The sequence below is a fragment of the Lentzea sokolovensis genome (assembly GCF_033949975.1).
Classification (GTDB): Bacteria; Actinomycetota; Actinomycetes; order Mycobacteriales; family Pseudonocardiaceae; genus Lentzea; species Lentzea sokolovensis.
In genome coordinates this window covers 38,097-50,191 of the sequence record NZ_JAXAVU010000005.1, presented here as the reverse complement: position 1 = coordinate 50,191, position 12,095 = coordinate 38,097, and the positions used below count along the sequence as shown (strand labels likewise).

13 protein-coding genes are annotated in these 12,095 nt (G+C 69.5%); 3 read left to right on the top strand and 10 right to left on the bottom strand.

Annotated features, from left to right (window positions below; all coding sequences use genetic code 11):
* Positions 1 to 13: 13 nt before the first annotated feature.
* Positions 14 to 952, bottom strand: coding sequence for a MerR family transcriptional regulator (locus SK854_RS48210; protein ID WP_406601761.1), 939 nt, complete (start codon positions 950 to 952; stop codon positions 14 to 16).
* A gap of 180 nt (positions 953 to 1,132) precedes the next feature.
* Between SK854_RS48210 and SK854_RS10970 the strand changes: the two genes are divergently transcribed.
* On the top strand, positions 1,133 to 1,429 hold the full coding sequence (locus SK854_RS10970; protein ID WP_086663892.1) for a WhiB family transcriptional regulator: 297 nt from the start codon (positions 1,133 to 1,135) through the stop codon (positions 1,427 to 1,429).
* A 75-nt stretch (positions 1,430 to 1,504) separates the two neighbouring features.
* Here the strand turns inward: SK854_RS10970 and groL are convergent, their stop codons facing one another.
* Positions 1,505 to 3,133: a chaperonin GroEL gene (gene groL, locus SK854_RS10965; RefSeq protein WP_319974956.1), complete on the bottom strand. Its 1,629-nt coding sequence runs from the start codon at positions 3,131 to 3,133 to the stop codon at positions 1,505 to 1,507.
* 82 nt (positions 3,134 to 3,215) lie between these two features.
* A complete protein-coding gene (gene groES / locus SK854_RS10960) occupies positions 3,216 to 3,509 on the bottom strand; it encodes a co-chaperone GroES (RefSeq protein WP_030478362.1) in 294 nt (97 codons plus the stop codon).
* 175 nt (positions 3,510 to 3,684) lie between these two features.
* Between groES and SK854_RS10955 the strand changes: the two genes are divergently transcribed.
* On the top strand, positions 3,685 to 5,190 hold the full coding sequence (locus tag SK854_RS10955) for an alkaline phosphatase D family protein (RefSeq protein WP_319974955.1): 1,506 nt from the start codon (positions 3,685 to 3,687) through the stop codon (positions 5,188 to 5,190).
* On the opposite strand, the gene tsaD is transcribed toward SK854_RS10955, so the two are convergent.
* From tsaD to tsaB, 3 genes are read right to left on the bottom strand one after another with little or no spacing between them, the layout of a single operon-like run.
* Positions 5,187 to 6,242 (bottom strand): tRNA (adenosine(37)-N6)-threonylcarbamoyltransferase complex transferase subunit TsaD, encoded by a 1,056-nt coding sequence (tsaD, locus tag SK854_RS10950; protein ID WP_319974954.1) that lies wholly within the window; start codon positions 6,240 to 6,242, stop codon positions 5,187 to 5,189. The two genes, SK854_RS10955 and tsaD, sit on opposite strands and share 4 nt — an antisense overlap.
* Complete coding sequence (gene rimI / locus SK854_RS10945) at positions 6,235 to 6,693, bottom strand: ribosomal protein S18-alanine N-acetyltransferase (protein WP_319974953.1); 459 nt, start codon at positions 6,691 to 6,693, stop codon at positions 6,235 to 6,237. The genes tsaD and rimI overlap by 8 nt, the downstream gene beginning before the upstream one ends.
* On the bottom strand, positions 6,690 to 7,370 hold the full coding sequence (gene tsaB, locus SK854_RS10940) for a tRNA (adenosine(37)-N6)-threonylcarbamoyltransferase complex dimerization subunit type 1 TsaB (protein ID WP_319974952.1): 681 nt from the start codon (positions 7,368 to 7,370) through the stop codon (positions 6,690 to 6,692). Before tsaB ends, rimI begins: the two co-directional genes overlap by 4 nt.
* A 204-nt stretch (positions 7,371 to 7,574) precedes the next feature.
* Here tsaB and SK854_RS10935 point away from each other — a divergent pair, with 204 nt between their 5' ends.
* Positions 7,575 to 8,951 carry an acyl-CoA synthetase gene (locus SK854_RS10935; RefSeq protein WP_319974951.1) on the top strand — a complete coding sequence of 459 codons (1,377 nt, stop codon included), beginning with the start codon at positions 7,575 to 7,577 and terminating at the stop codon, positions 8,949 to 8,951.
* A 63-nt stretch (positions 8,952 to 9,014) separates the two neighbouring features.
* On the opposite strand, the gene SK854_RS10930 is transcribed toward SK854_RS10935, so the two are convergent.
* The 4 genes from SK854_RS10930 to alr form a co-directional block, all read right to left on the bottom strand.
* On the bottom strand, positions 9,015 to 9,356 hold the full coding sequence (locus tag SK854_RS10930) for a hypothetical protein (RefSeq protein WP_319974950.1): 342 nt from the start codon (positions 9,354 to 9,356) through the stop codon (positions 9,015 to 9,017).
* A gap of 63 nt (positions 9,357 to 9,419) precedes the next feature.
* Positions 9,420 to 9,881 carry a tRNA (adenosine(37)-N6)-threonylcarbamoyltransferase complex ATPase subunit type 1 TsaE gene (gene tsaE, locus SK854_RS10925; protein WP_319974949.1) on the bottom strand — a complete coding sequence of 154 codons (462 nt, stop codon included), beginning with the start codon at positions 9,879 to 9,881 and terminating at the stop codon, positions 9,420 to 9,422.
* A complete protein-coding gene (locus tag SK854_RS10920; protein WP_319974948.1) occupies positions 9,878 to 10,975 on the bottom strand; it encodes an alpha/beta fold hydrolase in 1,098 nt (365 codons plus the stop codon). Before SK854_RS10920 ends, tsaE begins: the two co-directional genes overlap by 4 nt.
* Positions 10,972 to 12,057, bottom strand: coding sequence for an alanine racemase (alr, locus tag SK854_RS10915; protein ID WP_319974947.1), 1,086 nt, complete (start codon positions 12,055 to 12,057; stop codon positions 10,972 to 10,974). The genes SK854_RS10920 and alr overlap by 4 nt, the downstream gene beginning before the upstream one ends.
* Between the last annotated feature and the right edge of the window lie 38 nt (positions 12,058 to 12,095).

Here is a 12,095-nt window from a genome sequence, read left to right as displayed (position 1 = left end):
CGCGGGCGTGGGGTCAGGTGACCGCGGCCTCGACGGCCTCGACAGCGGTGGCGAGGTCCTCGACCCGCTCCGCCGGAGCCGTCACCACACCCCGTCGCCAGCCTGGCCCGCCCACGAACAACCTCACCTGCTGCCGGGTGCGCGGCAGAGCGGTGATCACCCCCGGATCGGCGTAGCGCGGCAACTGCGCCCACAGCACCACCGCGGCGGGCGCGGTACGGCGTACGGCGGCGGCCAACGCGTCCATCGGCAACGCCGCCCCGAGCTGCCGGGCGACGACTCCTCGGTGCGCCAGTTCCGCGGCCAACGGGTAGAGGGGAAGGTTGTGCCTCTCTTCCGGCATGCACGCCAGCAGCACGGGCCGATGGTTGCGTCCGGACGTGACGAGCGGTGTCGCGCGCACGAACGCCGCGAGCACGCACTCGTTCAACAGGTGCTCGACCTCGACGCCGGCCCCGGAGAGCTGCCACCGCGCGGCGACGGCCGTCAGCACCGGCCGCACGACCTCGTTCCAGGTGGTGATCACGCCGTCGGACGCCAGCGAGTCGGCGAGCATCCCCTGGACGGCGATGGAGTCCATCGCGACGGCCGCGCGGCCCAATCCGCGCGCCAATCGAGACGCTCCGGGCAATTTCAGTCCACGTCCACCCGATGGTGCGACAGGAGCCACTCCGTGTGTCATCGACGATTTCGAGTCGAGCGCGAAACGGGCGGCTTCCGCGGACGACGCGCCACGAAGAAGAGCGCGTTGCATCAATTCGAGCCGGGCCACGTCCGGGGGCCCGTATTTCCGGTGCCGCCCCACGGTGTGGCCGGTCGGACCGAGTCCGTAGCGGCGGTCCCAGGTGCGAAGGGTGGCGGGTGCCACGCCGAGTCGCCTGGCCACCGCGGCCACTGAGAGAAGGGGCTCACTCGTGTGACTCCCGGCAGAGGTGTGCTCCGGCGGTGTCATCACGAGAGCCATGTTCCGTTCACCTCATCCGGGCGGCAACTCCGGGCGGTGAGTGATCGAACACGCGTGCCGTCACCCATCAGTTGATAAGGGTCTTCAGCCTCTTGAACAAGTTTTGACGCGGTTCTACGGTGGATCATCGTTAAGCCGAATGGAGCAGTCGTCACGGAGGCGGTCTCGATGGCGGACACCCGAAGGCTCCCCGGTCCCAACGCAGACCTGTGGGACTGGCAGATGCGCGGTTCGTGCCGGGGCATGGACAGTGCGTTCTTCTTCCACCCCGACGGTGAACGGGGCCCGGCGAGATCTCGGCGGGAAGCTCGCGCCAAGGCCGTCTGCCTCGCCTGCCCGGTGTTGGAGATGTGTCGCAGGCACGCGCTCGCGGTGCAGGAACCGTATGGAATCTGGGGCGGGCTCTCGGAATCGGAGCGCGACCACATCATCAAGGCACGAAAGCGGCAATTGGCAATTGTGTAGACGATAAAACCGGGGCGGTGCCAAACGAAATGGCACCGCCCCGGTTTTATTTGAGTTCGAAGAACTCGGCAGGTCTCAGTGGCCGTGCCCGTGGCCGTGGCCGTGTCCGGCCGCGGAGGAAGCGGGCTCGTCCGCCTTCTTCTCGACGATGGCGCTCTCGGTCGTGAGCACCATGCGCGCGATGGAGGCGGCGTTCGCCACGGCGGAACGCGTGACCTTGACCGGGTCGATGATGCCCTGCTCGAGCAGGTCACCGAACTCCAGCGAAGCCGCGTTGATGCCGAAGCCCCACTCGCCCTCGCGGACCCTGTTCACCACGACGGCGCCTTCGAGGCCGGCGTTCGCGGCGATCCAGAACAGCGGCGCGGACAGGGCCTTCGCGACGAGCGCGACACCCGTGGCCTCGTCACCCGACAGGCCGAGGCCACCGTCGAGCACCTTGGCGCCGTGCACGAGAGCGGAGCCACCGCCGGGGACGATGCCCTCCTCGACCGCGGCCTTGGTAGCGGCGACCGCGTCCTCGATGCGGTGCTTGCGCTCCTTGAGCTCGGTCTCGGTGGCGGCGCCGACCTTGATCACGGCGATGCCGCCGGAGAGCTTCGCGAGGCGCTCCTGGAGCTTCTCGCGGTCCCAGTCGGAGTCCGTGGCCTCGATCTCGCGGCGCAGCTGCTCCGCGCGGCCGGCGATGTCGGCCTTGGTGCCGCCGCCGTCCACGATCGTGGTGTCGTCCTTGGTCACGACGACGCGGCGGGCGGTGCCCAGCTGGTCGAGCGTGGTCTCGGACAGCTTGAGACCGATCTCCGAGGAGATCACCTCGCCGCCGGTGACGACCGCGAGGTCGTCCAGGAACGCCTTGCGGCGGTCACCGAAGAACGGCGCCTTCACGGCGACGACCTTCAGGGTCTTGCGGACGGCGTTGACCACCAGCGTGGACAGGGCCTCGCCCTCGACGTCCTCGGCGACGATCAGGAGCGGCTTGCCGGACTCCGCGACCTTCTCGAGGATCGGGAGGACGTCGGCCAGCGCCGAGATCTTCTCGCGGTGCAGCAGGATGCGGACGTCTTCGTAGACGGCCTCCTGCGCCTCGAGGTCGGTCGAGAAGTGCGTCGACACGTAGCCCTTGTCGAACTGCACGCCCTCGGTGATGACCAGCTCGGTCGCGAGCGTGGACGACTCCTCGACGGTGATGACACCGTCTTCGCCGACGCGCTCGATGGCCTCGCCGAGCAGGGCGCCGATGGACTCGTCACGCGAGGAGACGGTGCCGACCTGCGCGATGTTCTCGCGGCCCTTGACCGGGGTGGCCTTGGCCTTGAGCGCGTCCACGACGGCGTCGGAGGCGGCCTGGATGCCACGGCCGAGCGCGGTCGGGTTCGCACCCGCGGCGATGTTGCGCAGGCCTTCCTTGACCAGCGCCTGCGCCAGCACGGTGGCGGTGGTGGTGCCGTCACCCGCGACGTCGTTGGTCTTGGTGGCGACCGACTTGGCGAGCTGCGCGCCGAGGTTCTCGAACGGGTCGTCCAGCTCGATCTCGCGAGCGATGGTCACACCGTCGTTGGTGACCGTCGGGCCACCGAACTTCTTGTCGAGCACGACGTGCCGCCCACGCGGGCCAAGGGTGACCTTGACCGTGTCGGCGAGCTTGTTGACGCCGCGCTCAAGCGCCCGACGAGCGTCCTCGTCGAAGCTGATCTGCTTGGGCATTGACTGAAGCCTCTCTGAGTAGCGAAACGCCCCGGACACCCCGGATGGGGCGCCGGGGCGTCAGGCATGACAGCCGAGCGTCTTAGTTGACGACGGCCAGCACGTCGCGGGCGGAGAGGATCAAGTACTCCTCGCCGTTGTACTTGACCTCGGTGCCGCCGTACTTCGAGTAGATGACGACGTCGCCGACAGCGACGTCCAGCGGGACGCGGTTGCCTTTGTCGTCGATGCGGCCGGGGCCCACCGCGAGGACCTTGCCCTCCTGGGGCTTCTCCTTCGCGGTGTCCGGGATCACGAGGCCGGAGGCGGTCGTCGTCTCAGCCTCGGAGGCCTGGACAACGATCTTGTCCTCAAGCGGCTTGATGTTCACGCTCACCGGGATGACCTCCACGGGTCGTTGGCAGGTTCGTCTGTTTAACGGCTCCTGCCACCCCGCCGTCGCGGGGGTCGGGGCGGTACTGGTGCCGTGCAATTGGCACTCTACCCACGAGAGTGCCAAGCCTTCAACGAGACCCCCGAACCGATCACCATCCGGGAGCCGTATTCAGGGCATGTCCCCGTTGACGCGCCGAACGCTGCTGCTCGCAGGCGTGGCAGGAGTCACAGCGTTCTCGACCGCCGCCTCGGCCCGGCCGAGCGACCCTTTCACACTCGGTGTGGCCTCGGGCGACCCGACACCCGACGGAGTGGTTCTGTGGACGCGGCTGGCCGTCGAACCCCTCGCGGAGGACGGCCTGGGAGGCATGCCGAGCCGTCCGATCGAGGTCCAGTGGCAGGTCGCCGACGACGAACGATTCACCCGAATTGTTCAGCGCGGCTCCACCACGGCTCGACCCGAGGAGGCGCACAGCGTCCACGTGGAGCTCGTCGGGCTGGAGCCCGGCCGCGAGTACTTCTACCGCTTCAAGGCCCTCAACCACCTCTCGCGGACGGGCCGGACGCGCACGACACCGCCTACTGACTCGTTGCAAGTCCCACTGACGATGGCCTTCGCGTCGTGCGCGCAGTACGAGCACGGCTACTTCACGGCCTACCGCAGGCTCGCGGAGGACGAGCCCGACCTGGTGCTGCACCTCGGCGACTACACCTACGAGTACGAGAGCGGCATCCACGTCGCCCCGAGCGGCAACGTCCGGCACGTCGAGGGTCCGACCACGGTGACACTCGCGGGTTACCGGCGGCGGCAGGCGCAGTACAAGACCGACCCCGACCTGCAGGAAGCGCACGCCGTGGCGCCGTGGGCGGTGATCTGGGACGACCACGAGGTCGACAACAACTGGGCGGGACTGCTGCCGGACAAGCCGCAGCCGGACTTTCCCGCGCGGCGGGCCGCGGCCATCCAGGCGTACTACGAGAACATGCCTTTGCGCAGGTCATCGAGGCTGTATCGGCGGATCGGCTGGGGCTCGCTCGCGACGTTCCACATGCTCGACACCCGCCAGTACCGGACCGACCAGGCCTGCGGCGACGGGCTGCAGCTCTGTCCCGAACGACTGGAGCCGGAACGCACGATGCTCGGCGCCGCGCAGGAGGAGTGGCTGTTCGACGGCCTGCGCGGCTCGCGGGCGCGCTGGGACGTGCTCGGCCAGCAGGTGTTCTTCTCGCAGTACGACTACATCCCCGGCGAGGTCGACAAGTTCCTGCTCGACGCGTGGGACGGCTACGTCGCCGACCGGGACCGGGTCGTGGCGGCGCTCGCGGACGTGCGGAACCCGATCGTGCTGACCGGGGACGTGCACGCGGCGTGGGGTGCGGAGGTCAAACAGCGGTGGAACGACCCGTCGTCGAAGACCTTGGCGACCGAGTTGGTGACCACGTCGATCACGGCCGGTGGCGACGGGTCGGAGGTGTACGCCGAAACACCGCTGTGGCTGCGCGAGAACCCGCACGTGAAGTACTTCAACAACCGGCGCGGTTACACGTTGTCGCGGTTCACGGCCGATGAGCTGCGCACGGACTTCCGCGGGCTGGACTACGTGACGAAGCCCGGAGCCCCGGTGACCACGAAGGCGTCGTTCGCCGTCGAGGACCGGAACCCCGGGCTGAACAGGCTCTAGAAGATCTGGACCGTGCTGACCGGAAGGCCGGGCGTGGTCGAGATGTCCATCGGGGACGGCTTGGCGCCCGCCGCGACGAGGTGGGCGCCGAGCGCCGCGATCATCGCGCCGTTGTCGGTGCACAGCCGTGGCCTCGGCACGCGCAGTTCGATGCCCGCCTCGGCGCAGCGTTCGGCGGCGAGCCCGCTCAGGCGCGAGTTCGCCGCGACGCCGCCGGAGATCACCAGCGTGCCGACGTCCAGGTCCTTCGCGGCACGGATCGCCTTGGCGGTCAGCACGTCCGCGACTGCCTCCTGGAACGACGCGGCGACGTCGGCGAGCGGGATCTCCTCGCCGGCCCGCTCGGCGCGTTCGACCCAGCGGGCGACCGAGGTCTTCAGGCCGGAGAACGAGAAGTCGTACTTCGCGTCGCGCGGGCCGGTGAGGCCGCGCGGGAACGCGATCGCGCAGCCGTTGCCCTGCTTGGCGAGCTTGTCGATGGGCGGACCGCCGGGGTACGGCAGGTCGAGCAGTCGCGCGACCTTGTCGTACGCCTCACCCGCCGCGTCGTCCACGGTGGACCCGATCTCGGTGATCGAGTTCGCGAGACCGCCCTCGATCAGCAGCAGCTGCGAGTGGCCGCCGGAGACCAGCAGCGCGAGGCAGCGCTGCGGCAACGGGCCGTGCTGCAACGTGTCCGCGGCGACGTGACCCGCGAGGTGGTTCACGCCGTAGAGCGGCTTGCCGAGCGCGGCCGCGTACGCCTTCGCGGCGGACACGCCGACCAGCAGCGCGCCGGCCAGACCCGGTCCGGCGGTGACGGCGATGGAGTGGATCTGGGAGAGCTCGACCTTCGCGGTGTCGAGCGCCCGGCGCAGGGTCGGGACCAGCGCTTCGAGATGGGCGCGCGAGGCGACCTCCGGCACGACGCCGCCGAAGCGGGCGTGCTCCTCGACGCTGGAGGCGACCTCGTCGGCGAGCAGTTCGAGCGAGCCGTCCGGACCGAGGCGGACGATGCCGAAGCCCGTCTCGTCGCACGAGCTCTCGATGCCCAGAATCAAACGATCAGACACTTTGAGCAGGCCTTCCCATCGTGTACGCGTCGGCACCCGACGGCTGGTAGTAGCGGCGGCGCAGGCCGAGTTGGTCGAAGCCGTGCGCCTTGTACATCGCGATCGCCGGCTCGTTGTCCGTGCGGACTTCCAGGTAGACCGGCACGTTGATCTCGTCGACGCGGGCCAGCAGGTCCTTCAGCAGCGTCTTGCCGACGCCCCTGCCCTGCCAGTGCCCGATGACGGCGATCGTGTGCACGCTGGCCTCGTACTGGCTGACGGCGAGCCCGGCGTACCCGATCAGCTCGGCGTCGGCGTACGCGCCGATGTAGTAGTTGCCGTTGTCGAGCTCGCTGTGGAACGCGTTCTCGCTCCACGGGTCGTCGCCGGGGAACAACGCCAGCTCGATCTCGTGGCACCTGGGCACGTCGGCGTGCCGCAGAGGCGCGAGCGTGACGGTGCCGGTGGTCATGCCCTGGTCACCCGCTTGCGCCCGGTGGGCTCGACGGCGTCGGGACGGCGCAGGTAGAGCGGGGTGAGCGCGGCGGGACGAGCCTTGGCGAGCACCTCGGCGGCCGCGGCGGCGACCAGGCCCTCCGGACTCGGGTGCTTGGCTTGGAGGAGCTCCAAGCCGAGGATCTCGGCGTAGATCTCGGCGCCCTCACCGGTCGCCTGGCGCACGCCCAGGCCGGGCAGCTTCTCGGCGAGGTCCTGCGGGCGCTCGACGTGCGGGCCGTCCGTGCGGCGACCGGCGGCGTCGTAGGCGGCCCAGTAGACCTCCTTGCGCCGCGCGTCCGTCGCGACGAGCAGCGGGTGGCCGCTGGCGGCGTCCTTGGCGATGGCGTCCGGGGTGGCGACCGGGTAGACCGGGCGGTTGAGCGCCTGGCCGAGCGCGGCGGCGGTGGCGAGGCCGACCCGCAGGCCGGTGAAGGGCCCGGGGCCCGCGCCCACGACGATGGCGTCGAGATCGGCGAACGTCTTCCCGGCTTCCGCGAGCGCGGCGCTGATGTGCGGGGTGAGCAGCTCGCCGTGCGCCTTGGCGTTGAGCGTCACCCGCTTCGCGAGCAGGCGCGGTGGGGAGTCTGGCGCGAGTTCGACCACACCGGCGGTGACTGCGGGGGTGGCCGTGTCGACGGCGAGCACTAGCACGATTGTCCAGAGTAGTACGAGGTCGTGTTGGTCATCCGGTCACCTCTCGCTGTCAACCGTCGGAGGCGATTCGGCGGCAAGCGGTGGCCGGATGACCAACTTCCCGGCGACCTCGTCGCCATCTGCGGAGCAGGGGCGATCAAACACAGTGTCTGAACCCACACTTCCGATGCGTCCTCAAGGGATGGGTACGACCCTGGATCCATGTTCGCTGAACCGAGTGACCGCGAGGCCCTGCGCTTCGGTGAGAAGTCCCTGAACTACGCCGAGCTGCACCAGGCCGCGGGCACTCTGGCGGAACGGTTGAAAGGCCACACGCGCGTAGCCGTCTGGGCGACGTCCACTCTCGAAACCTGCGTGTCCGTCGTCGCCGGACTGCTGGCGGGCGTGGCGATCGTGCCGCTCAACCCCAAGCTCGGCGAGCGCGAACTGGAGCACATCCTCGGGGACAGCCGGCCCGACCTGATCCTGCGAGACGAGACGGTCCGTCTCGTGAGCGACCCGGCGGAACCCGGGCGAGACGAGACGTCTCGTCTCGGGGAACCTCACCCGGAGACTCCCGCGCTGGTCATCTACACCTCGGGCACGACCGGCCCGCCCAAGGGCGTGGTGCTGCCCCGCCGGTCGCTGACCTCCAACATCGACGCGCTGGCCAAGGCATGGCAGTGGACGAGCGACGACGTGCTGGTGCACGGGCTGCCGTTGTTCCACGTGCACGGCCTGGGCATCGGCATCCTCGGTCCGCTGCGGCTCGGCGGTGCGGTGCGGCACGTGAAGTTCTCGCCGGAGGCCATCGGCCACGAGTTCGCGACCGGCGCCACGATGATGTTCGGCGTCCCGACGATGTACCACCGGATCGCGGAGGCCGTGGAGAACGACGCCACCTTGGCCGACCAGTTCCGCACGGCTCGGCTGCTGGTCTCCGGAAGTGCCGCGCTCCCCGCGAGTGACCACGAGCGGATCGCCAAGGCCACCGGGCAGGGGATCGTCGAGCGGTACGGGATGAGCGAGACGCTGATGAACGTCAGCGTGCGGTTCGACGGCGATCGCCGGCCGGGCGCGGTCGGGTTGCCGGTGGACGGCGTCGACGTCCAGGTGGTGGACGAGCAGGGCGACGGCGTGGACGACGGCGCGATCGGCGAGATCGAGGTGCGTGGGCCGAACCTGTTCCTGGAGTACCTCAACCGTCCGGACGCGACGGAAGCGGCGTTCCGGGACGGGTGGTTCAGGACCGGCGACATGGCGGTGCGCGATCCCGACGGCTACATCCGCATCGTCGGGCGGCGGGCCACCGACCTGATCAAGAGCGGTGGCTACAAGATCGGCGCGGGCGAGATCGAGAACGTCCTGCTGGAGCATCCGTCGGTGGCCGAGGTGGCGGTGACGGGCGAGCCGGACGACGATCTGGGCGAGCGGATCGTGGCGTGGGTGGTTCCAGCGGGCGAAGCGCCGGAACCATCAGCCCTCAGCGATCACGTCGCGAAGTTGTTGTCGCCGCACAAGAGGCCGCGAGTGGTGCGCTATCTGCAGGCCCTGCCGCGCAACGAGATGGGCAAGGTCCTCAAACGAGAGTTGTCCTGAAAGGACTGTCGTGGGGGATGGCCGACGGGCTCGTCCGGCCATCCCCCACGACGTTCCGGGCTGTCAGCCAGCCGAGTTGCCGTTGCAGGCGACGTAGGACGGCGAGTGGTCAACCGTGAAGACCTCGAGCGGGCCGTTCCACTGCCACGGCGCGACACACGCGTTGTTCAGCACGCTGATGTCAGAGCCACCGGCGGCGTGGTTGTCGTTGCACGCGGCGTAACCCGGGGCGTGGCCCTCGTGCAGCAGCGAGATCGGGCCGTTCCACTGCCACGGCGCGGCGCAGAGGTTGTCGGCAACGCTGATGCCACCGTGGCGGTCGTGCTCGCCGGCGGAGGCGGGAGCAGCGGCCGCGAGGAGCGCGCCACCGATGACTGCGGTTGCGAAGAGCGTCTTCTTGATCATGCGAGTCTCATCGACCGGTCACGCTCTGTCCTTAATGGACGTCACCCCATGAGTGAGAGAACGTCACACAGGCAGGGGACGTGAGCTCCACTCGCCGTGCGGGATCAGCTGAGCTGTGCGAACGTCGTCGGTTCCGCGTTCGAGCCGGATCAACAGATGATCTTCGTTGAGGCGTTCCGCGACACCTTCGCCCCACTCGACGGCCACCACGGCGTCGACCAGGTCCGTGTCCAGATCAAGATCGTCCAGCTCGTCCAGGTGTCCTCCGAGCCGGTATGCGTCGACGTGCACCAGCCGCACGCCACGCCCGTCCTCGGCAGGCTCGTGCACGCGGGCGACGACGAACGTCGGCGAGGACACCCGGCCCTGCACGCCGAGGCCGCGCGCGAGGCCGCGCACCAGCGCCGTCTTCCCCGCTCCCAACGGCCCGGCGAGCAGCAGCAGGTCGCCCGCCCGCACCACTTCACCCAGCTTGCGGCCGAACTCCTCGGTGTCCTCCACCAGGGGCAGTTCGACGGTCTTCACGCTCGGCGCCACCACTTCTTCCGACTCTCTCCGCGATCGGTCGCGCAGCGTTCGACGAGCGCGACCAGGTGGTCGTTGACGAGATCAGCCTGCTCCATCATCACCATGTGCCCGGCACCGGGGGCCCGCACGAGAGTGGCGTGCGGCATCTCCTCCGCCATCCGCTCGGCGTGCGAGAACGGCGTGAGCTTGTCCGCGTCACCGCTCAGGATCAGCACCTCGCAGTGCCGCAACCCGGCGAGCGCCTTGTAGCGGTCGTGCGTGCCGAGGGTCTCCAGGAAGTCGGTGAGCACCTTCACCGTGGTCCCGTTGATCATCTTCTCCATCAGGTCCACCAGGGACGGTGCGACCTTGCGGTCACCGAACGCCAGCGCGCGGATACCGCTCCACGTCAGGGTTTTCGTGCCCTTGCGCACCCACTCGACGAGTCCGGGCTGCATGCCCGCGATCCGGCCGACGCCGAGCGTCACCGGGTTGTACCGCGACAGCACGGACTTCGGCAGCCCCGCACCGCCCACGGCTCCGGCGGCCGTGCCGATCAACGCGACGCCGCGCACCCGTTCCTCGAAGAGCTCCGGGTGCTTCTCGGCCAGCGCCATGATCGTCATGCCGCCCATGGAATGACCGACGAGAACCAACGGGCCCTCCGGCACGACCGCGCGGATCACCGAGTCGAGGTCGAGCGCGAGCTGGTCGATCGTGCTGTTCTCGACGGAGGACTTCCCGGAACGGCCGTGGCTGCGCTGGTCGTAGAGCACCTGGTGAACGCGCGGGTCGAGCAGCTCGGCGAGATCGCGGCGCTGGAAGTGGAAGCAGCGGCGGTCCAGCGCGAACCCGTGCACCAGCACGACGGTGATGTCCGGCTCGCCGCCGTCCGCCGGGTCGACCTCCTCGACGGAGATCGGCACGCCGTCCTCGGCGGCGACCGTCGACTCACGGTCAGGCCTCAGTTGCCCCAGCGGCTCGTCAGCGAGGCTGTCGGACGCGGTCTTGCGCTCGTGCGAGACCTTCGCGGTCTGCGCCACGGCCGCACCGGCGACGACGGCACCGACCGCGCCACCGACCCACCCGACGACCTTCCACACCGGCTTCACGTGTAGATCCTCCGCACCCTGGGCCGGTACATCCCGCAGACGATCTCGTAGTCGATCGTCCCGGTCAGCTCCGCCCACTCCGTCGCCGTCGGCTCCCCCCGGCGCCCGTCGCCGAACAGGACGACCTCGGCACCCTCCGCGATCTCGTCGTCCCCGCAGTCCACGACGATCTGGTCCATGCAGACACGGCCGACCACCGGGCGGCGTCTCCCGTCCAGGAGCACCTCCATCCGGCCGGAGAGCGCCCTCGGGACACCGTCCGCATACCCCGCGGGCACCAGTGCCAGCGTCGTGTCGGTCTGCGCTGTCCATGTCATCCCGTAGGAGACCGACTCACCTGCGGGGATACGTTTCGTGAGAGCCACGTGCGACCGGTAGCTCATGACCGGCCTCAGGTCGTGGTCGGTCGGCACCGGGTTCAGCCCGTACATCGCGATGCCGGGCCTGACGATGTCGAAGTGCAGATCGGGCCTGGTCAGCAAGGCCGCGGAGTTCGCGATGTGCCGTTTCGGGGTCAGGCCGAAGCTCTTCGCCACCTCGTAGGCGTCGTCGAACCTCTTGGCCTGCAGGTCGATGGACGGATCGCCGATCTCGTCCGCGGACGCGAGGTGCGACCAGACGGCCACCACCTGATGCTTGCGCGCGGCCTCGACCAACTCGGGCCAGTCGTGCGGCTGGCAGCCGTTGCGGCTCAGACCGGTGTCGATCTTGAGGTGGATCCGCGGCCGGGCGTCGGCCTCCTCGGCGGCGGCCTCGACTCGGCGCAGGTCCGAGATCGACGCCACGGACATGTCGACGTCGGCCGCGAGACCGGCGGCGAGGTCCTCGTCCGGCGCGTCGAGCCAGGCCAGGATCGGGGCCTGGATGCCCGCCGTGCGCAGGGCGAGGGCTTCCTGCGTCGAACAGGAACCGAGCCAGGTCGCGCCGGCTTCCAGGGCCGCGCGGGCGACCTCCACCGCGCCGTGGCCGTAGCCGTCCGCCTTGACGACGGCCATCGTCTCCGCACCGGGAGCGAGGCCGGCGAGCAACGCGACGTTGTGCCGCAGCGCACCGAGGTCGACTACCACTTCTGAACGGGCCATAACCTGTGCATCGTGCCATGACTTCGCAGGCCACAAGT

Bases quoted from the DNA above. Each gene is read 5' to 3' on its own strand.
- groL (WP_319974956.1), bottom strand. From the start codon at position 3,133: ATGCCCAAGCAGATCAGCTTCGACGAGGACGCTCGTCGGGCGCTTGAG.
- SK854_RS10970 (WP_086663892.1), top strand. From the start codon at position 1,133: ATGGCGGACACCCGAAGGCTCCCCGGTCCCAACGCAGACCTGTGGGAC.
- SK854_RS10930 (WP_319974950.1), bottom strand. From the start codon at position 9,356: ATGATCAAGAAGACGCTCTTCGCAACCGCAGTCATCGGTGGCGCGCTC.
- SK854_RS48210 (WP_406601761.1), bottom strand. From the start codon at position 952: ATGACACCGCCGGAGCACACCTCTGCCGGGAGTCACACGAGTGAGCCC.
- SK854_RS10935 (WP_319974951.1), top strand. From the start codon at position 7,575: ATGTTCGCTGAACCGAGTGACCGCGAGGCCCTGCGCTTCGGTGAGAAG.
- rimI (WP_319974953.1), bottom strand. From the start codon at position 6,693: ATGACCACCGGCACCGTCACGCTCGCGCCTCTGCGGCACGCCGACGTG.
- SK854_RS10955 (WP_319974955.1), top strand. From the start codon at position 3,685: ATGTCCCCGTTGACGCGCCGAACGCTGCTGCTCGCAGGCGTGGCAGGA.
- alr (WP_319974947.1), bottom strand. From the start codon at position 12,057: ATGGCCCGTTCAGAAGTGGTAGTCGACCTCGGTGCGCTGCGGCACAAC.